At 61.4% G+C, this 23090-nt stretch carries 22 protein-coding genes and 1 pseudogene; 13 read left to right on the top strand and 10 right to left on the bottom strand.

The window, feature by feature from the left end; all coding sequences use genetic code 11:
- Positions 1–81 precede the first annotated feature (81 nt).
- Genes glgX through ligD form a run of 3 tightly spaced genes read left to right on the top strand, consistent with a single transcriptional unit; the run spans position 82 to position 4136 of the window.
- Positions 82–2238 carry a glycogen debranching protein GlgX gene (gene glgX / locus FHT79_RS04080; RefSeq protein ID WP_097543471.1) on the top strand — a complete coding sequence of 719 codons (2157 nt, stop codon included), beginning with the start codon at positions 82–84 and terminating at the stop codon, positions 2236–2238.
- A 15-nt stretch (positions 2239–2253) separates the two neighbouring features.
- Positions 2254–3261 (top strand): DNA topoisomerase IB, encoded by a 1008-nt coding sequence (locus FHT79_RS04075; RefSeq protein ID WP_063476015.1) that lies wholly within the window; start codon positions 2254–2256, stop codon positions 3259–3261.
- On the top strand, positions 3258–4136 hold the full coding sequence (gene ligD / locus FHT79_RS04070; RefSeq protein WP_047612878.1) for a non-homologous end-joining DNA ligase: 879 nt from the start codon (positions 3258–3260) through the stop codon (positions 4134–4136). The genes FHT79_RS04075 and ligD overlap by 4 nt, the downstream gene beginning before the upstream one ends.
- 12 nt (positions 4137–4148) lie before the next feature.
- Here ligD and FHT79_RS04065 read toward each other — a convergent pair whose 3' ends face one another.
- The 3 genes from FHT79_RS04065 to FHT79_RS04055 are packed head-to-tail and all read right to left on the bottom strand — an operon-like array spanning position 4149 to position 5563.
- Complete coding sequence (locus FHT79_RS04065; protein WP_097543470.1) at positions 4149–4880, bottom strand: glutathione S-transferase; 732 nt, start codon at positions 4878–4880, stop codon at positions 4149–4151.
- Positions 4881–4886: 6 nt separating this feature from the next.
- Positions 4887–5177, bottom strand: coding sequence for a DUF3175 domain-containing protein (locus FHT79_RS04060; protein WP_063476017.1), 291 nt, complete (start codon positions 5175–5177; stop codon positions 4887–4889).
- Between the two features lie 56 nt (positions 5178–5233).
- Entirely contained in the window at positions 5234–5563 is a 330-nt protein-coding gene (locus FHT79_RS04055; protein ID WP_097543469.1) for a plasmid stabilization protein, read from the bottom strand.
- Between the two features lie 179 nt (positions 5564–5742).
- Here FHT79_RS04055 and FHT79_RS04050 point away from each other — a divergent pair.
- Positions 5743–6130, top strand: a pseudogene (locus FHT79_RS04050) (hypothetical protein).
- A 24-nt stretch (positions 6131–6154) separates the two neighbouring features.
- Here FHT79_RS04050 and FHT79_RS04045 read toward each other — a convergent pair.
- The 5 genes from FHT79_RS04045 to FHT79_RS04025 form a co-directional block, all read right to left on the bottom strand.
- The gene (locus FHT79_RS04045; RefSeq protein ID WP_097543468.1) at positions 6155–8872 is read right to left on the bottom strand and encodes a response regulator; all 2718 of its coding nucleotides are present in this window, start codon (positions 8870–8872) and stop codon (positions 6155–6157) included.
- Positions 8873–9088: 216 nt separating this feature from the next.
- Complete coding sequence (locus tag FHT79_RS04040; RefSeq protein ID WP_164735898.1) at positions 9089–9262, bottom strand: hypothetical protein; 174 nt, start codon at positions 9260–9262, stop codon at positions 9089–9091.
- A 9-nt stretch (positions 9263–9271) separates the two neighbouring features.
- A complete protein-coding gene (locus FHT79_RS04035) occupies positions 9272–9454 on the bottom strand; it encodes a hypothetical protein (protein ID WP_097543467.1) in 183 nt (60 codons plus the stop codon).
- A gap of 137 nt (positions 9455–9591) precedes the next feature.
- Entirely contained in the window at positions 9592–9846 is a 255-nt protein-coding gene (locus FHT79_RS04030) for a DUF2934 domain-containing protein (protein WP_097543466.1), read from the bottom strand.
- Positions 9847–9988: 142 nt separating this feature from the next.
- Complete coding sequence (locus FHT79_RS04025; RefSeq protein WP_097543541.1) at positions 9989–10630, bottom strand: UdgX family uracil-DNA binding protein; 642 nt, start codon at positions 10628–10630, stop codon at positions 9989–9991.
- A 211-nt stretch (positions 10631–10841) separates the two neighbouring features.
- Here FHT79_RS04025 and FHT79_RS04020 point away from each other — a divergent pair, with 211 nt between their 5' ends.
- Both FHT79_RS04020 and FHT79_RS04015 read left to right on the top strand, forming a co-directional pair.
- A complete protein-coding gene (locus FHT79_RS04020; RefSeq protein WP_047613468.1) occupies positions 10842–12305 on the top strand; it encodes a phosphatidylserine/phosphatidylglycerophosphate/cardiolipin synthase family protein in 1464 nt (487 codons plus the stop codon).
- Between the two features lie 186 nt (positions 12306–12491).
- Positions 12492–13307, top strand: a complete 816-nt coding sequence (locus FHT79_RS04015; protein ID WP_047612893.1) for an endonuclease/exonuclease/phosphatase family protein — start codon at positions 12492–12494, stop codon at positions 13305–13307.
- Positions 13308–13361: 54 nt separating this feature from the next.
- On the opposite strand, the gene FHT79_RS04010 is transcribed toward FHT79_RS04015, so the two are convergent.
- Together FHT79_RS04010 and FHT79_RS04005 are read right to left on the bottom strand one after the other, a co-directional pair.
- On the bottom strand, positions 13362–13937 hold the full coding sequence (locus FHT79_RS04010) for a hypothetical protein (protein ID WP_097543540.1): 576 nt from the start codon (positions 13935–13937) through the stop codon (positions 13362–13364).
- 284 nt (positions 13938–14221) lie between these two features.
- On the bottom strand, positions 14222–15847 hold the full coding sequence (locus FHT79_RS04005; protein WP_183902982.1) for a carboxylesterase family protein: 1626 nt from the start codon (positions 15845–15847) through the stop codon (positions 14222–14224).
- A 255-nt stretch (positions 15848–16102) separates the two neighbouring features.
- On the opposite strand from FHT79_RS04005, the gene FHT79_RS04000 reads away from it, so the two are divergent.
- The 7 genes from FHT79_RS04000 to FHT79_RS03970 all read left to right on the top strand — a co-directional run bounded on the left by FHT79_RS04000 (position 16103) and on the right by FHT79_RS03970 (position 23042).
- Positions 16103–16825: a FadR/GntR family transcriptional regulator gene (locus FHT79_RS04000; RefSeq protein ID WP_047612905.1), complete on the top strand. Its 723-nt coding sequence runs from the start codon at positions 16103–16105 to the stop codon at positions 16823–16825.
- Positions 16822–17994 carry a PLP-dependent transferase gene (locus tag FHT79_RS03995; RefSeq protein ID WP_097543464.1) on the top strand — a complete coding sequence of 391 codons (1173 nt, stop codon included), beginning with the start codon at positions 16822–16824 and terminating at the stop codon, positions 17992–17994. The genes FHT79_RS04000 and FHT79_RS03995 overlap by 4 nt, the downstream gene beginning before the upstream one ends.
- Before the next feature lie 35 nt (positions 17995–18029).
- Entirely contained in the window at positions 18030–19289 is a 1260-nt protein-coding gene (locus tag FHT79_RS03990; RefSeq protein WP_097543463.1) for a sugar ABC transporter substrate-binding protein, read from the top strand.
- Positions 19290–19386: 97 nt separating this feature from the next.
- Positions 19387–20322, top strand: coding sequence for a sugar ABC transporter permease (locus tag FHT79_RS03985; RefSeq protein ID WP_097543462.1), 936 nt, complete (start codon positions 19387–19389; stop codon positions 20320–20322).
- A 4-nt stretch (positions 20323–20326) separates the two neighbouring features.
- Positions 20327–21157, top strand: a complete 831-nt coding sequence (locus FHT79_RS03980; RefSeq protein WP_047613474.1) for a carbohydrate ABC transporter permease — start codon at positions 20327–20329, stop codon at positions 21155–21157.
- Positions 21158–21162: 5 nt separating this feature from the next.
- A complete protein-coding gene (ugpC, locus tag FHT79_RS03975) occupies positions 21163–22221 on the top strand; it encodes a sn-glycerol-3-phosphate ABC transporter ATP-binding protein UgpC (protein ID WP_047612917.1) in 1059 nt (352 codons plus the stop codon).
- 68 nt (positions 22222–22289) lie between these two features.
- Entirely contained in the window at positions 22290–23042 is a 753-nt protein-coding gene (locus tag FHT79_RS03970; RefSeq protein WP_097543461.1) for a metallophosphoesterase, read from the top strand.
- Positions 23043–23090 lie beyond the last annotated feature (48 nt).

Here is a 23090-nt window from a genome sequence, read left to right as displayed (position 1 = left end):
AGAGATCTTCCCTTGCAAGCCAAGGGAACTTTCGAGCCGCCGTTACGTTTCCCGCATGGTCTTTTTATCGAGCGGGGCATTATGAGCTATTCATTTTCAGAACTCGACTTTCTCAAGCCGGAGCTCGGGGCGGAATATACGGGTTCGGGCACCCATTTCGCGGTATTCTCAGCGCATGCAGAACAGGTTGAGCTCTGCCTCTTTTCGCCGGACGGCAAGAAGGAGGTCGCGCGATTGCCGCTGCCCAAGCGTGAAGGCGATATCTGGTCGGGCTATATCGCCGGCGTCGGACCGGGAACCGTCTACGGTTATCGCGCCCATGGTCCGTACGATCCGAAAGCTGGTCATCGCTTCAATCCGAACAAGCTCCTGCTCGACCCCTATGCGAAGCAGGTGACGGGCGAGTTGAAATGGGACGACGCGCTGTTTGGCTACCAGATCGGCAAGGACGATCTTTCCTTCGACGAACGTGATAGCGCCCCCTTCATGGTCAAGGGCGTGGTGCAGGATCCGGATTTCGACTGGGCGGGTGAAGAGGCGATCCGCCGTCCCTGGCCTGATACGATCATTTACGAGGCGCATGTGCGCGGCCTGACGATGACCCATCCGAAGGTGCCCGACAGGCTGCGCGGCACCTTTCTCGGCATGTGCAGCGATCCGATCATCGACCATCTCGTCAAGCTCGGCATCTCGGCGATCGAGCTCTTGCCGATCCAGTATTTCCTCGACGATCGTTATCTCCTGGAAAACAACCTGCGCAATTATTGGGGCTACCAGACGCTCGGCTTCTTCGCGCCGCAATCGCGCTACATGTCCGGCGACAAGATCACCGAGATCAAGACCATGGTGAAGAAGTTCCATGCCGCCGGCATCGAAGTCATCATGGACGTCGTCTACAATCACACTGCTGAAGGCAGCGAGAAAGGCCCGACGCTCTCCTTCCGTGGGCTCGATAATGCCAGCTATTATACCCTCTCACCCGACGATCCTCGCCACACCTTCGATACAACAGGTACCGGCAACACCCTGAATGCCGCCAATCCTATGGTGATGCGCATGGTGCTCGACAGTCTGCGCTATTGGGTCGGCGTCATGCATATCGACGGCTTCCGCTTCGACCTTGCCAGCACGCTCGGCCGCCAGGATATGGAATTCGACAGGCAGGGCCTGTTTTTCGGTGCCATCCGCCAGGATCCGATCCTCGCCGGTGTCAAGCTGATCGCCGAGCCCTGGGACGTGGGCGACGGCGGCTATCAGGTCGGCGGCTTCCCGCACCCCTTCCGTGAGTGGAACGACAAGTTTCGTGACGACGTGCGCCGCTTTTGGAAGGGCGACGGCGGCATGGTGTCGGAGATCTCGCAGCGCATCACCGGCTCGGCGGTACAGTTCAACCACTCGGATCGCGGTGCGACATCATCGATCAATCTGCTGTCAGCCCATGACGGCTTCACGCTGATGGATACTGTTTCCTTCAACGACAAGCACAATGACGCGAACGGCGAGGATAACAGGGACGGACATTCGGACAATCATTCGGACAATATGGGTGCCGAAGGAGTGACGGATAACGACGACATCAACAGCCTTCGGACGCGGCGGCGCCGCAACATGATGGCGACGCTGATGCTCTCCCAGGGCGTTCCGATGATCCTTGCCGGCGATGAGGTGGGCAACAGCCAGGGCGGCAATAACAACGCCTATTGCCAGGACAACGAGATCGGCTGGACGGATTGGGCGGGGCTCGACGACCCTTTCCTCGATTTCTGCCGGCAGGCCGTCGCCTTCCGCAAGGCCCATCCCGTCTTGCGGCAGGAGCGGTTCCTGACCGGCGAGACCGCCGAGGATGGCCGCATCGAGATCGCCTGGTACAAGCCGGACGGCAACTTCATGGACGATGGGGCTTGGAACGACGACGGATTGCAGGTGTTCGGGGTCTATGTCTCGAGGAGCGTGAATGCGCCAGACACCGAGACGATGGACGACCTCTTCCTCATCTTCAATGCCGGTGGCGATTGCGAGGTTCACCTGCCTGTCGTGAATGGGCTGAAACAGTGGTCGAGGGTTCTCGACACGGGCGCGGAGACGGACGCCTTCAAGGTGCACGAGCCGCAGAATCCGGTCATCGTCTATGCCCAGAGCGTGGCGGTCTTCGCGCCGAAGGGCCAGACCGAGCCGCCGAAGGATGCGACAAAAGCCGAGCGTCGGCGGTGGTTCCAGTTCGGCCGCAGGAGCAGGTAACAGGTCGCAGCGAAGATGAATGCCGAAGCCATCACCGAACTTGGTCTCGTCTATGTCAGCGATACCGAACCAGGCATCCGAAGACGCAGGAAAGGCAAGGGCTTCAGCTATGTGATGCCCGACGGCACGACGCTCGCTGACGAATTACAGCGGGCACGCATCGGTGCGCTCGGTCTGCCGCCGGCCTATGAGAATGTGTGGATCTGCCTCTATGATAACGGCCATCTGCAGGCGACTGGCATCGATGCGCGCGGGCGCAAGCAATACCGTTACCACAAGGAATGGCAATCCTTCCGCAGTGCGGGAAAATTCCATCAGCTGATCGAATTCGGCCGGGCGCTGCCGAAGATACGCCGCACCGTGCTGCGCCATCTCGACACCGGCGCGGAGGACGTCAACGGTGTGCTTGCGGCTTTGACGACCCTGCTCGACGAGGCGCATTTGCGCGTCGGCAACCAGGCCTATGTCAGGGAGAACGGCACCTATGGCGCAACGACGCTGCTGAAGCGCCACCTGAAGATCGTCGACGGGCGGATCGAATTGAAATTCCGCGCCAAGGGCGGCAAGCGCGTCCAGCGCAGTCTCAAACATCCCAGGCTGCAGAAGATCCTGGAGGAAATAGCCGACCTGCCCGGGCGCCAGCTCTTCGTCTGGAAGGATGAAAGCGGGGCGCTGAAGCCGATCGATTCCGGCCGGTTGAACGCCTATCTCGCCGAGATATCGGGCATTCCCATCTCGGCGAAAACCTTTCGCACCTGGGCCGGCTCGCTGGCGGCTTTCGGCGCGGCGCGCGAGGCGATTACCGGAGGCGGCCGGCCGACGGTCAAGCAGATGTCGGAAGCCGCGGCCGAGGCACTGCACAACACGCCGGCGATCTCGCGTTCCAGTTATATCCATCCGGCGATCATCGCACTCGCCGGCAACGACCATCCTCTGGTCGAGAGCGGTAACGAGCCGCTGCGGGGCTTGCGGGCCGAGGAAAACAGGCTACTTGATTTCCTCACACGCGAGATCGAAGAATGAACCCCAGACATCCGCCAGCATCTGACGTCTCGCTGACCCATCCCGACCGGCTCTACTGGCCGGATGAGGGCGTGACGAAGCAGGCGCTCGCGGATTATTACGCGGCGGTCTGGCCGTTCATGGCGCCCTATGTCGTCAACCGGCCACTGGCGCTGCTGCGTTTGCCGGATGGGATAAAAAGCCACCAACGATTTTTCCAGAAACATGCCTGGAAAGGCATGAATCCGCATATCGAGGAGATCGCCGACCCGGAGGATCCGGACGGCGAAAAGCTGCTGCGCATCGGCGATTTCAACGGTCTCGTGGCGCTGGTGCAATCGGCCGTGCTCGAAATTCATCCCTGGGGCGTCACCACCGACAATTGGGAAAAACCCGACATGATCACCATGGACCTCGACCCCGGCGAGGACGTGGCCTGGTGCGCGGTCATCACAGCAGCGCTAGAATTGAAGACACGGCTGGAGGCGCGTGGCCTAGCCGCCTTCGTCAAGACATCGGGTGGCAAGGGGCTGCATGTGGTGACGCCGCTTGCGCCGAAGGCCGGCTGGGCCGAGGTGAAGGATTTCGCCCATTCGCTTGCCGAAAGCATGTCGGCCGACGCGCCGGAGAAGTATCTGGCAACCGCGACGAAGGCGAAACGCGGGGGGCATATCTACATCGATTATCTCCGCAACGGCCGCGGCAATACGGCGGTCGCGGCCTATTCGACGCGAGCACGAGTAGGCGCGCCGGTTTCGATGCCGATCGATTGGCCGGATTTGAACGTGGTGAGAGGTCCGGCCGCTTTCACGCTCGGCAACGTACCGCAGCAACTGGAGACCCGGCCGAAGGATCCTTGGGAAAATTTCTTCGCTGCGGCCGTGCCGCTCGCCTAAACGGCTCTTGCCTCATCCCGCGCTGTCGAGCTCGGCATAGTGCCGAAAAATCCCTTCCTCGTTGAAGGCGAGGCGACGGGGAGAGGCGAGATAGCGGGCGATATTCGGACGCTTCGCCACCGCGTCGTGCAGCGCCAGCAGGCCGGGGTAATCAGCCTTGCGGCTCGCCATGGCTTTCGGGAAGGCATAGGAGAGGCCCTCGATCACCTGGAAGAGCGAGAGGTCGACATAGGTCAGCGTATCGCCGACCATATGGCCCGAGCCTTTTGGGTTCTGCCGCAGCACACGCTCGAAATAGCCGAGGAATTTCGGAATGCGCTCGCGGATGAAGGCGGCTGAGCGGGCTTTGGCTTCCGGCTTCTGGTCCTCGTAGTAGAGCGACGTGTCGATCGGGTGATGCGTATCGTGCACTTCGGCGACGAAATCGGTGACGGTCAGCTGCAGGCCGTTGACGACATGGCGAAGGCCTTCGTCCTCGGGCGCGAGGCCGAGCTTCGGGCCGAGGTAAAACAGGATGTTGGCGACATGCGGGATGATGAGGTCGCCATCCTTCAGGAAGGGCGGCGCGAAGGGAATATGCGCTTCGCTTTGGCTCTCCATGATCTCGAACATGGCGCCGGTCCCGCGCCCGCGGCCGGATTGGCGGGTGATGTCGATATAGTCGGCGCCGGCTTCCTCCAACGCCAACCGCACGAATTCCCCGCGGCCTTGAATGCCGTCCCAGTAATAAAGCTCGTATGCCATGACTGCTCAATCCTTCGGTTGGCGACCGAAGTCTTTTCGCAATTCGTCCTTGGCTTTTTCAAGGGTGCCGCGCCGCTTTTTCGTCAGGTGGTCGCCGGCACGGTTGATGTAGAAGGTCAGCATCGACATGGCCGCGCGGAAGGGGCTAGCCTTGCGGCGATCGCTCTTCTCGGCGGAGCGCTTGACGGAGCGGGCAATCTTCTTCGGATCGTCCGATTTGAACACGCCTTCCTTCAGGTCCATCGCATCGCTGTGTTCGGTGACGTCCTGCGACCATTTCTTCTGCGCTTTGGCCATAGCGAAAATCCTTTACCAGGTGCGGGTGCAGGATGCAGGCAGCGGCAAGCCACCGCTCATCCTGTCCCTCGTGAGTGGGGGCTGTGATGTTCATTGCGCTTGCGTGTCGCAGCGGCCTTCTTCGCAGAAGCGGACCGCTCCTCCTTCGAGCGTGCGGCGGATGCCGCGCCGCCGATGCGGCCGCCCTTTTCGGAAGATTCATGCGTATCCTTCTTGCCGCGGCCGGAACCGGATTTGTTGCCGCCGCCGCTTTCCTTGTTGACGGTTGCCCAGGCACGCCGTTCGGCCTCCTTATCGGAGACGCCGCGCTCCTCGTAGCTCTCCTCGATATGCTCGGCCTTGCGCTTCTGCTTGTCGGTATAGTCGGATTTATCACCTCTCGGCATCTCAACCTCCTCTGGTTTTGCCCTGCTGGTTTTCAAAGGAATTGAACCGGTACGGAGCCCAAAAGTTCCGGCGCCCGCCATGGTCTGCAACGGCCGGTTTCGGGAACAAAAGCCGATTTTATCAGGTTTCCGATGGGAAAAGCCTGGACACAGGCCCGCACAAAGAAGGAGCCGAGAACATGGAAAAACACATCGTCAAAGCCGATGGAAACGGCGCGACGTGAACGGCCAGGTATCGCCGGTCACCTATACCGTCAGTCTCAAGCAAGGGAAGGGGCATTCCTACTAGGTCGACATCCGCTTGATGGCGCCGCGTGACTGGCTGGTGCAGCGAGGTTTCGAGCGGGATGCCGTGCTGGTCAGCCAGAGCGGCGCGCGCATTCCCATTTATCACGATGGCGCCATTGTCATGACGATGGTAATCGTCATGACAATGGCAATCATCACGGCAACGGCCGTCTCGACCTTGCCGACACGATCTCGATCAAACTGACGGCGCGCGACGACAGCTGCACCAGCGAGGTGGATTTGATGCGCAAATATCCCGAGTTCAACGGCGCCGGGTAAATAATCAGCAAAGGGCGTCGCGGGCTAGCCGACGGGCCGCTGCTGGACGGCGGTCTTGACCGCCCGCTCGAGCGTGGTGCTGCTGAAAGGTTTCGCCAGCAGCACCGAGCCGGAGAAGCGGTCGGCAATCGGCAAGCTGCTATTGCCGGTGGCAAAGACCAGGCCGATCGACGGAAAGGCCTCGCGCGCCCTGGCGGCGAAGACCAGGCCCGACATGCCGGGCAGGCCGATATCGGCGACGATGATGTCGACAATGGTGTGTCCGAGGATTTCCACGCCCCGTTCGCCACTATCGGCCTCGATGACCTCATAGCCGAGATCCTGCAGGATCTCGGCCGTGTCCATGCGGATGAAGGCGTCGTCCTCCACGAGCAGCAACTTCAGCTTTTCAGCTGCGATCTCGGAATGTTTGGCAACAGGCACCGCGGCATCTGCCGCCCCCTGGCGGCGTTGCGGCCGGTTGGCAAGCACTTGGCGGATCTTGCGGGCGAGTTCCTCGCGCGTATAGGGCTTGGAGAGCAGTTCGAGACCGGGATCAAGCCTGCCGCCATGGACGATCGAATTTTCGGTGTAGCCCGATGTATAGAGCACGGCGATATCAGGCAGACGCTCGCGCGCCATACGCGCCAGCTCCGGGCTCCTCAATGGGCCGGGCATGACGACATCGGTAAAGAGCAGGTCGATATGGGCGCCGCTTTCGATAACGGTGAGCGCGCTTTGTGCATCCTTGGCCTTCAGCACGTGATAGCCGAGATCCGACAGCATTTCGATGACGGTGGCGCGAACGCCCTCGTCATCCTCGGCGACGAGGATGGTTTCCGTGCCTCCGGTTGCCGGCACGGCGTCGGTGGTGGTGACGCGATCTTCGCTCTGGAGCGAGCGGGGTAGGTAGAGCTTGAGGGTCGTGCCTTCGCCGATCTCGCTGTAGATCTTCACGTGGCCGCCGGATTGCTTGGCGAAGCCATAGACCATCGACAGGCCGAGACCGGTGCCTTTGCCTTCCGGTTTCGTCGAGAAGAAGGGCTCGAAGGCCTGCTGCATGATCTCTTGCGTCATGCCGGAGCCGGTATCGGTGACGGCGAGCACGACATATTGGCCGGCGGTGACTTCGGGATGGATGCGGCTGTAGGAATCGTCGAGGAAGGCGTTGCCGACCTCGATCGTCAGCTTACCGGCGCCGTCCATCGCGTCCCGGGAGTTGATCGCAAGGTTGAGCAATGCGTTCTCGATCTGGATCGGATCGGCGAAGGTGTTCCAGAGGCCGCCGGAGACCATGGTCTCGACTTCGATCTCCTCGCCGAGCGCGCGGCGCAACATGTCGTCCATGCCGGTGACGAGGCGGCCGATATTGACGACCTTCGGTTCCAGCGGTTGGCGGCGGCCGAAGGCGAGCAACTGGCTTGCCAGCCGCGAGCCGCGTTCGACGGCGGCGAGCGCGTTGGAAATGCGCTCCTTGGCCCGGCCGTTCTCGGCCACGTCCTTGCCGAGAAGCTGCAGATTGCCGGAGATCACCTGCAGCAGATTGTTGAAGTCATGGGCAACGCCGCCGGTGAGCTTGCCGATCGATTCCATCTTCTGCGACTGCTGGAGTGCGGCTTCGGCCTGCTGGCGCTCGGCGATCTCGGCGGCGACGCGGACCTCGAGCATTTCATTGAGTTTGCGCAGCTGATCTTCCATGTCGCGGCGCTGGTCGATTTCGACTTTGGCGGCACGGAAGAGCCGGATATTGTCGATCGCGACGGCTGATTGGCCGGCCAGGCTGACGAGGCTTGCCTCGGCCGCCTGGGAAAAACGGCCGGGCTGGCCGTGGCCGAAGAACAAGCCGCCGATGACGCTGCCGTCCCGTGATTTCACCGGCACGGCGAGATAGCTCCTGACCGGCAGATGTCCCTTCGGCATGCCCGCATGCGGCGCATTCTGCCCGTAGCGCGGGTCGAGCAGGATGTTGTCGGAGCGCACGATGCCTTCGCCTTCGAAGGTCGGCGCGAAGACCTTGGTATTGCGCGGCATCGGGAATTTCTCGAAGTTCTTCCGGTCGACACCGGAGAGGGCATAGAGCATGTAGCTGCCGCCCTCGCCATCGTCGACATTGTAGAAGAAAGCGCCGAATTCCGCGCCGGTCAGCGTCACGCCGGCATCGACGACGATCTGGGTGAGGCGTTCGACACTGGGCTCGGCGGTAATCGCTGCACCCGCCTGGTTGACGACCGCAAGCGCCTCCGACTTGGCACGCAGCTCTTCCAGCGCCATCTCTTCGCCGCGCTTGGCCGCCACCTGGTCGGTGACATCAAGCGCCGCACAGAGGATGCCGGCGACCGTGCCGTCATCGTCGCGCAGCGGCGTGTAGGAGAAGGTGAACCAGGTGTCCTCGGTGCGTCCGTCCCGGCGCATCGGGATGAGCAACTCCTTGAAGAGCTGCGAACCGCCTTCCAGCGTGCTGGCGACGATCGGGGCGAATTGTTCCCAGATATCCGCCCAGACTTCGCGGAAGGGCCTCCCAAGTGCATCGGGATGCCGCTCCGGGAAAACCGGCACATAGGCGTCATTGTAGAGAAAGGCGAGGTCCGGACCCCAGGCGACGAATTTGGGCTGGCGGGAATTCAGCACCATTTCGGCGATATGTTTGAGAGAAGCAGGCCAGCTTTCGACCGAACCGAGACCGACGGCGTGGAAGGTTGGATGCCGCAACAATTCGCCGATTTCGCCGCCGCCTCTCGGCCAGCCGTTCCCGACGCTTCCCATTCAAAATCGTTTCCTTGTCATCCGCTGCGCCGGAGTGATTGGCCACCTCGGGGTTCAGCCTGCCAAACCCTCAACATAGAGGCTTGCGATAGGAGGGAAAGGGCGCGGTCGAAATATCCTTAACCCAGAGCTTCGTGCGTCCTTTCGGACGCGCAAAGGGCGATACGCCAGGGCGTTCAACAGTGGAAGCGGTCTGCGGACATGGCCTGCAAGCGGTTATTTTCGGTAGAGTTTTTGCGATGCAGCGAAGGCGCGGCCGATATAGACGGAGACCAGTTGCACCGGCGCGCGCGGATCACGGAAAACCAGTCCGACGAGATTGTCGACGACGAGGATGAAACCCAGCGCGACACCGAGATAGAGCAGCGCGGCGATGACGAGGAGCGACATCTCCATCCCTCACACGGTCGCGGTAAAAGCGCGGGTGGCGGCCGCCAAGAGCGGGACGGAAAGGATTTCGATATGGCCGTTATTCATGGCAACTTCCCCAGTCCCGCCATAAACAGCCATTCTTTGTTGTTGTTCCCGATTATCGGGGCCAGCGCTCAATTTTCTTGAACGCCTCAAAGCTTGCAGCGTCATCCGGCCTCTGTTCACCCCCGCATGGAAGCCACCTTTAAAATTCGATAAAGCACAACTAATTCAGGCATATGACAAAAGGGGTCGAAGGGCGTCGTGACGACGCCCTTTCCTAATCGACATGTTCGGTATTCCAGTGGTCAGGACGCCGTCTTGCGGCTCGCAGTCCGTTTTGGTGCCGGTGTGACGACGCCGTTCGTCTTGCTGCCCGCCACCGTGCGCTTCGCTTTGGGCTTGACTTCCTTGCCGTCGGAAGACGCCGCAGAACCCTCGAGCGCTTCGCGCTCGTAGCGTGCCTGTTCCCAATGGATGGAATCTCGCCCTGTCGGATAACCCTCTTCTTCCCAGAGGGCGTATGCACGTTTCTTGATCCACTCTTCTCGAGTTTCTGCCATCGCTGATCTCCAGTCACATGATGCCGTCGTTCGAACGCGATACTGCTGAGATGGTTCCAGAGGAGGGGAACTCTTTCAAGCGAAATCGCTCTGCACGCTGGAATATTTCGCGTTGCAGCATATTAGGGTTGAGAATCGGCCTTCACGAGGACTGAAACTCCACCGCCTTGTGCAGATCTGACACGAAATCCAGGTGCTGCCGGCGCTGGTCCGCCTCGTCGCGGATGCGCAACAGATAGGAAGGGTGGATGGTGACCAGAACGGGCGGACGGTTTGTCGGCTGCAGAATATGGCCGCGCTGCGGTGTCAGCTTCACCTTCGGCCCGAGCAGCGCATAAAGCGCGCTCGCGCCGAGCGTCACGACGAGCTTCGGCTGCAGGATGTTGATCTCTGCGCCGACCCACCATGCGCAACGCCTGATCTCGCCGGCATTCGGTTTTGCATGCAGCCGCCGCTTGCCGCGCGGCGTGAACTTGAAGTGCTTGACGGCATTGGTGACATAGCAGCGCCGGCGGTCGAGACCGGCCTCGTCAAGACAGCGATCGAGCAGCCGGCCGGCGGGACCGACAAAGGGCTTGCCGGTCAGATCCTCCTGATCGCCCGGCTGCTCGCCGACCAGGACGATCTCGGCTTTGCCGGGGCCTTCGCCGAAGACGATTTGCGTGGCATTCCTGTAGAGATCACAACGGGTGCAGCCTTCGGCCTGATGCCGGAGCTCGGCAATGCTTGTCGCCTCCGCGACTTCGAGCGTCAGGGCGGGACCGACGCTTGCAACTATGTTCATGATGGCGATCCTCATCTCGACGAGATCAATCGATCTGTGCCGGGATTGTTCCCGTTCGGGAATGGGCAGCGGGCTTTCCTAATCTGCTGACCCATTCCGGGACTTTCGCGATCGGTTCCCGGCCGGCAAACGATCACGGCGAAAAATTTCGCGTCATGGGAGAGCCGCCCTGCGATTGAACGTCGCCGTTTCGCGGCTATATTTGCCAGCGATGTTCTATCTCCTGTCGACCTACTGGCCGCATATCCTCTTTGTCGTTTCGATCGCCATGGGGGCCGCGGCGGCGATCCATGCCGCCATGACCAAGGAGGAAGTGCGCGCCGCGATCGGCTGGGTCGGCGTCATCATCTTGTCTCCGATCATCGGTGCGCTGCTCTACGCGATTGCCGGCATCAACCGCATCCGCCGCAAATCGCTGAGCATCCGCCGCGACGCGCTGCTGCTTGCGGCCGAATTCGATGAGCTGGAGACATTCGATGCCGAGGCCGAGACGGTGATCAGCCAGTTCGGGCGCCGCTTCGCGGCGCTTCAGAGGCTCGGCGACCGGGTGACGCGCAATCCGCTGACCTCCGGCAATACGATCGACATGCTGGAGACCGGTGACGAGGCCTATGCGGCGATGAAGACCAGCATCGACGAGGCGACGCGCAGCATCCTGCTCGAAACCTATATCTTCGACCGCGACGTGATCGGCCTTCGCATCGCCGACGCGCTGATTGCAGCGGTCAGGCGCGGCGTGGAGGTGCGGGTGCTGATCGACGCGGTCGGTGCGCGGTATTCGGTGCCGAGCATTCTCGGCCATCTCCGCGAGGGCGGCGTCACCGTCGCCGTCTTCAACGGCAACGTCATCATGGGTTTGCGGCTGCCCTATGCCAATCTGCGCACCCACCGCAAGATCCTGATCGTCGACGGGAAAATTGCGCTGACCGGCGGGATGAACATCCGGGCGGGTTTCAGCGAGGAGGCGACGGGTGAGAGCTTCGCTCACGATACGCATTTCAGCGTCACCGGCCCTGTTGTCGCCGACCTTTTCGACCTCGCCGCCGAAGACTGGCGCTTCTCGACTCAGGAGCTGTTGAACGACGAACCCTGGCGCATCGAACCGCCAGAGCGCAGTCCCGGCGATCCCATCCTGATGCGCGTCGTCGCCTCCGGCCCGGACCGCAGCGTCGAGACCAACCACAAGATGCTGACCGGCGCATTTTCGGTGGCGCGCCAGTCGATCCGCATCATGTCGCCCTATTTCCTGCCGGACCGCGAACTCATCAGCGCGCTGGTGACGGCGGCGCGGCGCGGCGTCGAAGTCGATATCATCGTGCCTGCGGTCAACAATCTCGTGCTGGTCGACCGGGCGATGACGGCGCAATTCGATCAGATCCTCAAGAATTATTGCCGAATCTGGCGCTCGACCGGCAGCTTCAGTCATTCGAAGCTGCTGACGATCGACGGCACCTGGGCCTATGTCGGCTCTTCCAATCTCGACCCGCGCTCGCTGCGGCTGAATTTCGAGGTCGATCTCGAAGTGCTGAACGAAGGCTTCGCCGCCGAGGTCGATGAGCATATCGAGGAAACCTTGAAATCGGCGACGCTGGTGACGCTTGAGGGGCTGCAGGCGCGGCCCTTTGCGGTGCGGCTGCTCGAAAAGGTGCTATGGCTGGGTTCGCCCTATCTCTAATGCATATCGCTCAAAACTGTGCGGCGGTTTTGGGAGGACGACATGCATAAAATCAAAATCTGGCGCGTCGCATGAATTATCGTCGACGCAACGCGCTTTTTTGTCATCGGACATGGCAAGTTCCGCTCGGCCGCCTATACTGCGGAGTGAGTAGCCTTTTGATCAACGGAACAAGTGCGCCTGCCGATGCACGCCAGAAAAGATAGCCTTCCCGCCAGCATTCTCGCCTCGATCAGGAGCAGGAAAAAGCGGCTCGACGCAGCCCAAACGGAGGCAAGGCCGCGCAGTGCGGGAACGCTGATCGCCTCCTATAACGTGCATAAATGCGTCGGGACCGACCGGCGCTTCGATCCGGAGCGCACCAGCCGGGTGATCCATGAAATCGGCGCCGACGTGATCGCCCTGCAGGAGGCCGATACGCGCTTCGGCGAGCGCACCGGCCTTCTCGATCTCGGCCGGCTGGAGCGGGAGACGGGACTGATCCCGGTGCCGGTTGCCGGCATGGCCAAGGCGCATGGCTGGCACGGCAATGTCGTGCTCTTCAAGAAGGGGCTGGTGCACGACGTGCACCAGGTCAAACTGCCGGGGCTGGAGCCGCGCGGTGCCCTCGTTGCCGAAATCGAACTGGAGCAGGGCGGGGTGCTGCGCATCATCGCCGCGCATTTCGGCCTGCTGCGTCATAACAGAGCCCAGCAGGCCCGCACACTGGTCGAGCTTATCAATGACAGGCACGAAATGCCGACCATCCTGCTCGGCGACCTCAACGAATGGCGACTGGGCGACCGCTCCTCGCTCAACACCTTCCAATCCGCCTTCGGTGAGCTGCCGCCGGCCGTACCGAGCTTTCCCGCCGGTCTGCCGCTTCTGGCGCTCGACCGCATCATCGCCAACCGCAAGGGGATTATTTCAGAGGTGGAAGCGCATGATACGCCGCTGGCGCGCATCGCCTCCGACCACCTGCCGATCAAGGCGCTGATCGATCTGGAGCCGGTGGGCGGTTAAAAACGCCATCGACTGAGACGTCATCGGAGCGGCTCGATGGATCGCCGAGTGCTCTCACTTCGGGCGGAACACCCGCGTGAGACGGCGAAACCGCTGAGCCCACAATTGCGGATCGATCTTTTCCGATGAGGATGGTGCGGTTAATCGCTCAATACGAGGCAAGAGAAACGCAGCCCAATCGTCAAGATCGCTTTTGCTGAAATAAGGCAGCCATACGTCGGAGGGGGCCTCCCATTGTCGTGGATTTGCTCGAGCCAGATCGCCGAGCTTGACCAATATCATTTGGCCGTTGTCTCCGACGACTTCGATTTCCGGGTCGGGATCGGGCCTGGGAAGACGCGCGATGATGCTTTCTTCCAGAGCTTTTCCAATTCTTCGATCCGCCTCGTCGAGGCGGCCAAGTATTCTTGTGTCTCCGGCTGGGCCGGAGCCCTCTGTCATGTTGATCGTAAATTTGGCGCCCATAATGCTGTTCGAATATTGGGATACCTGCAGCCAGCAAACCCTTCCGTCCCGCGCAAAGCTGCACCTGCCCGAGTTCTCGGATTCCCAGCCGAACTCCCGAAATCTCGGAGCCAGCAGCGAGCGCATATGTCGGTGAAAATCTCTGCTTTTCAGGTAGTCGCGCATGCCTTTGTCCCAGGGGTATGCCTCGCGCTGGAGCATCTCACGGCATGCTCGAAGGCACAACGGACGCTTGTGTCGTCGCAAGCGTCTGTCAGCACGCGTATCTGAAAATATTCAGAACCGAAAGGGATGGCGTCTGCGATTTTCGATCGGCCGCGGCTGGGAGGTCGCTGGGTCAGCTCCCGGATCGGCGGCCTGAAGACGGCTGATGTTGGCGAAGACGCATGCGAGCTGGCGCCGGCCGGTCGATGTCAGCCGGCGCCGTATGTCCTGTCGTGCAATTGGCGCTAGAGAGCGCCCGCCGCCTGCAGCAGCTTGCGATCGAGATCGACTGCCACGCGGGACTCCTTATCGAGAACCATGGTCGCCGGCTTGTCGGTTGTGTAGGCCGGCCAGTCGGGCAGACCATCGGCGCTCGGCTTGCCATTGCGGGCGAAATTCACCCAGGCCTGGCTCACCTTCCTGGACAGCGCGAGGGCGTCGCTGCCACCGCCGGTCGACGTCTTGACCAGGGCGGCGTTGGCAAACACGTAGGGCAGTTCCGCACAATGCCAGGCCATGGCAATCCCATCCAGGACTGGTGACTCGTAGGCGAACATGTAGGAGTAGACCGGAGCCCCGTTCTGCTTCGCCTTCAGGTCGAGATCACGGATGGCGCCCGGCCGGAAGCGCAGATCCAGGAAATAGGCGTCGGCGATCTTCTTTTCGGGGTATGCGGCCATGAATGCCTTGCCGACCGCCTCGGCCTTATCGGCGAAGCGCTCCTTCAGCTTGGCCTCAGACTTCGCATCGTCCCAGCCGTTCTTATTGTCGGCAAGCAGTTCGTCCGCCTTGTGAGTGATGACCGTCTCGAATTCATTGAGGGTGTTGCCGACCATCAGCGGAATGTCCTTGGCCTGATCGACCCACTCTGTTCCGACAGGATTCGCTGGAATGTAGTCGCCGTCCTGAACGGGCGCATAGCGGGCGTCCTTCGCGCCCTGGGCGGTCGCGTCCTTGATGGCCTTGTCGGCTGCGGCAAGGAGATCGTAGTAATCGACGTCGGCAAGCTTGTCGATTTCCTCAGCCTTCAGACCGAGGTTGGCGAGCGTCAGCTCGGCCACCTTCCGCGAGGACGCCTGATCGACGACCGAATCGGTCCGCGAGCCGCTCTGGACGATCGCCTTCTGAAAGAGGCCCTTCGCCGAAGGCGTCCCCATCAGGGCGCGCACCTTGTAGCCGCCGCCGGACTGGCCGAAAATCGTCACATTGCCGGGATCGCCGCCAAAGGCTTCGGCGTTGTCGTGGACCCATTTCAGCGCAGCGACGAGATCGGTGATGCTGGCATTGCCCGACCGTTTGTACTTCTCGCCATAGGCGGAAAGATCGAGGAAGCCGAGCGCGTTGAGCCGGTGGTTGAGGGTGACGACGACAACATCGCCGTCCTTGCTCAGATTGTGGCCGTCATACGAGGTCAGCTCGATACCGGAGCCGTTGGTGAATCCGCCTCCATGAAACCAGACCATGACCGGCCGCTTTTTACCGTCCTTGATCGCTGGCGTCCAGATGTTCAGGAACTGGCAGGCTTCGCTCATCGGCAGATAGCGGTGCGGATTGAAGAGTTCGTCGCCCGCCACTTCCTTCATTCGGGGGATGAAGCAGTTCTCGCCGTAGGTGACGGCCGGACGGATGCCTTTCCAGGGCGCCACCTCTTCGGCCGGCATGAAGCGGTCGGCACGTGCATAGGGGACGCCGAGATAACTGTAGATTCCATCATCGAGTGCGCCGACGAGATTGCCCTTGTTGGTTTCGACGACCGTCTTGCTCTGCGAGGCAACAAACTCTTCGGCGAGAGCCGGCGCGCCGACAATGGGAGCTGTCATCGCCGACAGCGCAAACAGCACAGCATAACGAGGTAACAATATGCTTTTCATCAACTTTTCCTCTTGTCGTTGATTTCGATTTTTCAAAAGCCCGACGGCCGCCGTCCCCGGCCGTCGGTGACTAACTAGGTCAGAGCGGACGATTGTCAGGGCCATGTCAGATGGTTGTTGAAGAGGGATCACACGGGAGAGTTGGACAGTTCTTCTTTGCCGAAAATCACTGCTTGACGTCTTTCGCTCTTTGAGAAATGCTAAGATGTCAGACCAATTTCACGCGGTGACTGCCTGATAAGAAAATGGGGAACCATGAAGGCAAATCGTAGCGACAGGCCGGTGATCCGGCCGCTTCCGGTCATGGACCGCGCGCGTCAGGTGACTGATGCGCTGGCGGATTATGTCGAGGAGGCACGGTTGCAGGCGGGTGACCGTCTGCCGGCCGAGCGGGAGCTGATGGCAGCCCTTGCCGTCGGCCGTTCGACCATTCGCGAGGCGATCCGCCATTTCCAGGCGCTCGGCGTCATCGAGACGCGCAAGGGCAGCGGCACCTATCTGTTGAAGCCGGTTTCCCGGGCGACGATCCATATGCCGCTGTCGTTCGACGCGGTGCATCTGCGCGACGCGCTGCTGCAGACGCTGGAGGTCCGCCGCGGCATCGAATGCGAGGCGGGCATGGTCGCGGCGCGGCGGCGCACAGCAAGGGATCTCGTCGTCATCGAGGAAAAGCTCGATGAAATGGAGCGGGTGCATTTGGAGAAAGGCACCTCCGGGCCGGAGGATCTGGCCTTCCACCTCGCCGTTTACGACGCCACCCACAATCCGCTGTTTCGCCAGCTGCTCGAGCAGATGCGCGAGACCTTCGAGCGCTTCTGGGAACATCCGTTCGACCGGCAGGATTTCGCCCGCCGGTCCTTTCCCTTTCACCGCACGCTTTTCAACGCGATCGCTGCCGGGGATCCCGAGGCGGCGCGTCTGGAAACATTGAAAATTCTCGACATCGTCGAAGAAGACATCAAGGAAATGTCCAAATGAGCAACGGCGCAGAACCGTTCGACCTTGCCTCCCTCATTACGGCGCACGACGAAGGCAATTTCGCCGAAGCCGTCGTGCCGCCGATTTTCCAGACCTCGCTTTTCACCTTTGCCGATTATGACGAGATGATCGCCTCCTATCGCGGCGAGAAGGTGCGGCCGATCTATACGCGCGGGCTGAATCCGACGGTGCGCGCTTTCGAGGAAATGCTGGCCAAGCTCGAAGGAGCGGAAGATGCGCTGGGTTTTGCCAGCGGCATGGCGGCGATCTCGTCGGCGGTGCTGAGCTTCGTCGAGCCGGGCGACCGCATCATCGCCGTCAAGCATGTCTATCCCGATGCCTTCCGTCTGTTCGGCACCATCCTGAAGCGGATGAAGATCGAGGTGACCTATGTCGACGGCCGCGACGAGGAAGCCGTCGCCAGGGCGCTGCCCGGCGCCAAGGTCCTGTATCTGGAAAGCCCGACGAGTTGGGTGATGGAGGCGCATGATGTCGGCGCGCTTGCCGCGCTCGCCAGGCAACACGGCGTCGTCTCGATGATCGATAACAGCTGGGCGAGCCCGTTCTTCCAGCGGCCGCTGACGCTCGGCGTCGATCTGGTCATCCATTCGGCTTCCAAATATCTCGGCGGCCACAGCGATGTGGTGGCGGGCGTCATCGCCGGCTCGAAGGCGATGATTGCGCGCGTCAAGGCCGAGGCCTATCCTTATCTCGGCGGCAAGCTTTCGCCGTTCGACGCCTGGCTATTGATCCGCGGCCTGCGCACGCTGCCGCTGCGCATGAAGGCCCACGAGGCATCGGCGCTTGAAATCGCCAGGCGCCTGCAGAAGCTCGATGTGGTGGAGACGGTCTGCCATCCCGGGCTCGCCAACCGTCTGCCCGCCGGCCTCAACGGCACCTCGGGCCTGTTTTCGTTCATCTTCCGCGAAGGCGTCGATATCCGCGCCTTCGCCGATCACCTCAAGCTCTTCAAACTGGGTGTGAGCTGGGGTGGACATGAAAGCCTGATCGTACCGGGCGAGGTGGTGCTTCAGCAGAAGGCACAGCCGAATTCCGCACATGCCTTCGGCATCCATGCGCGATCCGTACGCCTCCATGTCGGCCTCGAAGGAACCGAGGCTCTGTGGAGGGACATCGAGGAGGCGCTCGCCGCCGCCTCATTATCCTGAAACCTGAGAGAAACCTAACAAGGGGGAACTGAGCCATGAAAAAACTAATAATCTCAACGCTCTTTGCTTCGATGATGGCCGGCACGGCCTTTGCCGATACGACGCTGAAGCTTGTCGAAGTCATCACCAGCCCGGAGCGCACCGAAACGCTGAAATCGATCGTCGGCAAGTTCGAAGCCGCCAATCCCGGCACGAAGGTCGACATCATCTCGCTGCCCTGGAACGAAGCGTTCCAGAAGTTCGCGACCATGGTATCGGCCGGCGACGTGCCCGATGTGATGGAAATGCCCGATACCTGGCTGTCGCTCTATGCCAACAACGGCATGCTTGAGAGCCTGGAGCCCTACCTCGAAAAGTGGGAGCACACCAAGGAGCTGACGCCGCGCGCGCTCGAACTCGGCCGCGACGTCAAGAACACCGCCTATATGCTGCCCTACGGCTTCTATCTCAGGGCGATGTTCTACAACAAGAAGCTGCTTTCGGAAGCCGGTGTGGCCGCGCCGCCGAAGACGCTGGAAGAGTTCACCGCCGCTTCGGAAAAGGTCTCCAAACTCTCCGGCAAATACGGCTACTGCATGCGCGGCGGACCGGGTGGCCTCAACGGCTGGATGATCTTCGCCGCCACCATGGCTGGTTCGAACAAGTACTTCAACGACGACGGCACCTCGACGATGAACAGCCCCGGCTGGGCAAAGGGCATCGAATGGATGGTCGATCTCTACAAGAAGGGCTATGCGCCGAAGGATAGCGTCAACTGGGGCTTCAACGAAGTCGTCGCCGGTTTCTATTCCGGCACCTGCGCGTTCCTCGATCAGGATCCGGATGCGCTGATCGCCATTGCCGAACGCATGAAAAAAGAAGATTTCGGCGTCATGCCGCTGCCGAAGGGTCCCGACGGCAAGTCCTTCCCGACGATCGGCTATGGCGGCTGGTCGATGTTTTCGACCAGCGGCAACAAGGATCTCTCCTGGAAGCTGATCGCCACCCTCGAAGGGCCGGAAGGCAATATCGAGTGGAACAAGCGCATCGGCGCCCTGCCGGCCTATACGGCGGCCGAGAAGGATCCCTTCTATGCCGGTGACCAGTTCAAGGGCTGGTTCGAGGAACTGGCGGACCCGAACACCGTACCGACCGTCATGCCGACCTACCTCGAGGAATTCGCCTTCTTCAAGGATTCGCTGGCGATCAAGACCTCGCAGCAGGCCTTGCTCGGCGATATCTCGGCGAAGGCCCTGGCTGACCAGTGGGGGGACTACCTCACCAAGGCGCAGCAGAAGTTCCTCGCCAAGAAGTAAGCGACGGACCGACGGCGGCGGCTGCAGAACAGGCCGCCGCCGCTTCTTTTTATGACGCAGACGGCGCAAGAACGCCGCGAACGGGAACCCTTGGCTGATGACCATTTCCGCCGATACGCTCGACATGCGTCGCGACCGCAGGCCATGGCTGCGTCGCGTTGCCGATGCTTCGGAGCCCTATCTCTACAGCGCGCCGTCGCTGATCCTGATCATCGCGGTGATGCTGGTGCCGCTGACGGTCGGGATTTCCTATGCCTTCCGCGATATCCAGCTGCTCAATCCGTTTTCCGGTGGCTTCGTCGGGCTCGAACATTTCCGCGAGCTTGCCGGAGATGCCGCCTTCTACGGGGCGCTGAGGAATACGCTCTGGTGGACCGGCGCCTCCGTCGTCCTGCAATTCGTCTTCGGGCTGATCCTGGCGCTGCTGCTCGACAAGCCGTTTAAGGGCAGGGCAATCGCGCAGGCGTTGGTCTTCCTGCCCTGGGCCGTGCCGTCCTTCCTCGCCGGCCTCAACTGGGCCTGGCTGTTCAATCCCGTCATCGGGCCGATCCCGCACTGGCTCTTCGCCCTTGGGCTGATGCATGAGCCGGGCAATATCCTCTCCGATCCCAATTATGCGATGTGGGGGCCGATCGCCACCAACGTCTGGTGGGGCATTCCCTTCTTCGCCATCACGCTGCTTGCCGCCCTGCAGGCGATCCCGCGCGATCTCTATGAGGCGGCGTCGATCGACGGCGCCGGCTGGTTCCAGCGCTTCCGCTCGATCACCCTGCCGTTTCTGGCGCCGACGATCGCCATCACCGTACTGCTGCGCACCGTCTGGATTTCCAATTTCGCCGATCTCATCGTCGTCATGACCAATGGCGGGCCGGCGGATCGCACACAGATCGTCGCCAGCTACATCTTCACCACGGCCTTCCGGCGGCTCGATTTCGGTTATGCCTCGGCGATCGCGCTGGTGCTGCTGGTGCTGCTGCTTGCCTATTCGATGTTGATCATCCTGCTCCGGCAGACGCTGCTGAACAAGGATTGAGATGATGAGACGATCCGTCATTCCCACCATCGCACACCGCCTGGCGATCCTCTGCTACATCGCCTTCGCGCTCTTTCCATTGTTCTGGCTGCTCAAGGTTTCGGTGACGCCGAACGACCTGCTCTATACCGAAGGTGTGCGCATGTGGCCGTCGCGCACGACATGGGATCACTATGCCTTCGTGCTGGAGCACAGCGCCTTTCCGACCTTCTTCAAGAACAGCCTGATCGTCTCGACCGCGACGGCGGTGACCGTGACGATCTGCGCCTCGCTGTCCGGCTACGCGCTGTCGCGCTTCAATTTCCGGGCAAAATACTGGATCGTCGCCCTCATGCTGCTGACCCAGATGTTCCCGCTCGTCATGCTGGTGGCGCCGATCTTCAAGATCCTGTCGCCCTTACATCTGACCAACAGTCTGACCGGGCTCGTCATCGTCTACACCGCCTTCAACGTGCCTTTCGCCACCTTCCTGATGCAGTCCTTCTTCGACGGCATTCCGAGAGATCTCGAAGAGGCGGCGATGATCGACGGGGCGACGCAGTTCACGGCGTTTCGTCAGATCATCCTGCCGCTGACGCTGCCGGGCATCGCCGCCACGCTCGGCTTCGTCTTTACCGCCGCCTGGAGCGAACTGCTCTTCGCGCTGATGCTGATCAACGGCAATGACGCGGCGACCTTCCCCGTCGGCCTGCTCACCTTCGTTTCGAAATTCTCGGTGGATTTCGGGCAGATGATGGCGGCGGGCATCATGGCGCTCATTCCGGCCGGCCTCTTCTTCCTGCTCATCCAGCGCTATCTCGTCCAGGGCCTGACGGCCGGCGCGGTCAAGGGTTAAACAAAATGGCATCGATCGATATCCGGAATATCCGCAAAGCCTATGGCCACGTGCAGGTGCTGCACGGCGTCGAGCTCGAAATCCAGGATGGCGAATTCGTCGTGCTCGTCGGCCCGTCCGGCTGCGGCAAGTCCACGCTGCTGCGCATGATCGCCGGGCTGGAGGATGTCACATCAGGCGAGATCCGCATCGCCGGCACCAGGGTCAACGAGCTGCATCCCAAGGATCGCGACATCGCCATGGTGTTCCAGTCCTATGCGCTTTATCCGCATATGAACGTCGCCGGCAATATGAGCTATAGCCTCAAGCTCCGGAAGGTGGCGAAGGAGAAAATCACCAGCGCGGTGGCCGCGGCGGCCGCCAAGCTCGGCCTCGATCCGCTGCTCGAACGAAGGCCGAAGGCGCTTTCGGGCGGTCAGCGCCAGCGCGTCGCCATGGGTCGCGCGATCGTGCGTCAGCCGAAGGCCTTCCTGTTCGACGAACCGCTGTCCAATCTCGATGCCCGCCTGCGCGAACAGATGCGCGCCGAGATCAAGAAACTGCATGGCGACCTGAAGGCAACCTCGATCTACGTGACCCACGACCAGATCGAGGCAATGACCCTGGCGGACCGGATCGTCGCCATGCATGGCGGGGTGGTCCAGCAGGTTGGCAGTCCGCTCGAACTCTACGACCGCCCCGCCAATCTCTTCGTTGCCGGCTTCATCGGATCGCCGGGGATGAACTTCCTCGAGGCCACCTATGATGCCGGCGGCGTGAGGCTGAAGGACGGCACGATCGTGCCGCTTGCAAAGCCTTTGCCGCTTGCCGACGGGGCAAAGGTGACGCTCGGCATCCGGCCGGAGCATGTAGTGATGAGCAACGGCGGCGCGGGCCTTGCCACGGATGTGGAACTCGTCGAACCCACAGGCTTCGGCATCATCCTGCACCTTTCCCTGCATGGCCTGCCGTTCAAGATCTTCACGCTGAACCGCGAAGCGCTGAAGGCCGGCCCGAAGGTCAACGTCGCCTTCCCGGCGCAATATCTGCATGTGTTCGACGACGAGGGAAAACGCGTCGATTGAAAGGTTAAGGCCGGTAGCCCGATGCTGTCGGTTTCGGCATACTGTCTCCGGCAGAGATGGGAGACGATATGCTCGTCGCGCAGATATCCGATATCCATGCCAGGCCGGACCTTTCGTCGCTCCAGACGCTGGAGCGAGCAATCGGCTGGCTGAGAATGTTCCGCCCGGATGCGCTTGTTGTCACCGGAGATCTGGTGGACGACGGATGGCGGCAAGGCTATCGCCTGGTCGCCGAATGCCTGCGGTCGCTGGACTGCCCTGTCCACCTGTTGCCGGGCAACGGTGACGATGTGCGATTGATGCGGTCCGAACTTGCCGCCGTTGGCACGTGGATCAACGCGACGGGCCCGATGCACTTCCGGACAGCCGTCGATGGCCTGACTCTCTTCGGGGTCGATCTGACCGTCGCCGGTCAGAGCTACGGCGACGTCCTGCCGCATCTGCCGTGGCTGATGAGCGTGTTTGCCGACGTGACGATGCCCTCCCTTCTGTTCATGCATCAGCCGCCATTTAGGATTGGCATCGAGGCGCTGGACCAGGTCGGATGCAGGAACGGCAGTGCGCTTCTCGGCTGCCTCGAGACGATGCACAAGCTGCCGCTGGCGATTCTCTGCGGCCATGTCCACCGCCCCGCGTTTGGTCTTTTGGGATCGATCCCTGTCCAGACCTGCGGCTCCCTCTGCCCGCCCAATCCGCTTCTGCTGGAAGGCCGGCCCGATCTTTCGGTGATCGACGCTCCGTCCTTTCTTATGCATGAGGTCAGCGACGGCAGGTTGGTTTCGCACGTGGTCTCGGTTCCGGCATCCGACATGGGCGTATGAAAGGATTGCATGGTCATTCCTCACGTGCCGCGCGGAAAAATCTTTTGC

The sequence above is a fragment of the Rhizobium sp. BK212 genome (genome assembly GCF_014197475.1).
In the GTDB taxonomy this organism is placed as follows: domain Bacteria; phylum Pseudomonadota; class Alphaproteobacteria; order Rhizobiales; family Rhizobiaceae; genus Rhizobium; species Rhizobium anhuiense.
The sequence above is the reverse complement of the archived record's forward strand: the minus strand, read 5'-3'. Positions and strand labels throughout refer to the sequence as shown.

Excerpts from the sequence above, each read along its gene's own strand:
- FHT79_RS03970 (WP_097543461.1), top strand. The coding sequence starts at position 22,290 with ATGCTCGTCGCGCAGATATCCGATATCCATGCCAGGCCGGACCTTTCG.
- FHT79_RS04075 (WP_063476015.1), top strand. The coding sequence starts at position 2,254 with ATGAATGCCGAAGCCATCACCGAACTTGGTCTCGTCTATGTCAGCGAT.
- FHT79_RS04015 (WP_047612893.1), top strand. The coding sequence starts at position 12,492 with ATGCACGCCAGAAAAGATAGCCTTCCCGCCAGCATTCTCGCCTCGATC.
- FHT79_RS03980 (WP_047613474.1), top strand. The coding sequence starts at position 20,327 with ATGAGACGATCCGTCATTCCCACCATCGCACACCGCCTGGCGATCCTC.
- FHT79_RS04045 (WP_097543468.1), bottom strand. The coding sequence starts at position 8,872 with ATGGGAAGCGTCGGGAACGGCTGGCCGAGAGGCGGCGGCGAAATCGGC.
- FHT79_RS04005 (WP_183902982.1), bottom strand. The coding sequence starts at position 15,847 with ATGAAAAGCATATTGTTACCTCGTTATGCTGTGCTGTTTGCGCTGTCG.
- glgX (WP_097543471.1), top strand. The coding sequence starts at position 82 with ATGAGCTATTCATTTTCAGAACTCGACTTTCTCAAGCCGGAGCTCGGG.
- FHT79_RS04000 (WP_047612905.1), top strand. The coding sequence starts at position 16,103 with ATGAAGGCAAATCGTAGCGACAGGCCGGTGATCCGGCCGCTTCCGGTC.
- FHT79_RS03985 (WP_097543462.1), top strand. The coding sequence starts at position 19,387 with ATGACCATTTCCGCCGATACGCTCGACATGCGTCGCGACCGCAGGCCA.
- FHT79_RS04010 (WP_097543540.1), bottom strand. The coding sequence starts at position 13,937 with ATGCGCGACTACCTGAAAAGCAGAGATTTTCACCGACATATGCGCTCG.
- FHT79_RS04055 (WP_097543469.1), bottom strand. The coding sequence starts at position 5,563 with ATGCCGAGAGGTGATAAATCCGACTATACCGACAAGCAGAAGCGCAAG.
- FHT79_RS04035 (WP_097543467.1), bottom strand. The coding sequence starts at position 9,454 with ATGACGCTGCAAGCTTTGAGGCGTTCAAGAAAATTGAGCGCTGGCCCC.
- ugpC (WP_047612917.1), top strand. The coding sequence starts at position 21,163 with ATGGCATCGATCGATATCCGGAATATCCGCAAAGCCTATGGCCACGTG.
- FHT79_RS04025 (WP_097543541.1), bottom strand. The coding sequence starts at position 10,630 with ATGAACATAGTTGCAAGCGTCGGTCCCGCCCTGACGCTCGAAGTCGCG.
- FHT79_RS04020 (WP_047613468.1), top strand. The coding sequence starts at position 10,842 with ATGTTCTATCTCCTGTCGACCTACTGGCCGCATATCCTCTTTGTCGTT.
- FHT79_RS04030 (WP_097543466.1), bottom strand. The coding sequence starts at position 9,846 with ATGGCAGAAACTCGAGAAGAGTGGATCAAGAAACGTGCATACGCCCTC.
- FHT79_RS03995 (WP_097543464.1), top strand. The coding sequence starts at position 16,822 with ATGAGCAACGGCGCAGAACCGTTCGACCTTGCCTCCCTCATTACGGCG.
- FHT79_RS04060 (WP_063476017.1), bottom strand. The coding sequence starts at position 5,177 with ATGGCCAAAGCGCAGAAGAAATGGTCGCAGGACGTCACCGAACACAGC.
- FHT79_RS04040 (WP_164735898.1), bottom strand. The coding sequence starts at position 9,262 with ATGTCGCTCCTCGTCATCGCCGCGCTGCTCTATCTCGGTGTCGCGCTG.
- FHT79_RS03990 (WP_097543463.1), top strand. The coding sequence starts at position 18,030 with ATGAAAAAACTAATAATCTCAACGCTCTTTGCTTCGATGATGGCCGGC.
- ligD (WP_047612878.1), top strand. The coding sequence starts at position 3,258 with ATGAACCCCAGACATCCGCCAGCATCTGACGTCTCGCTGACCCATCCC.
- FHT79_RS04065 (WP_097543470.1), bottom strand. The coding sequence starts at position 4,880 with ATGGCATACGAGCTTTATTACTGGGACGGCATTCAAGGCCGCGGGGAA.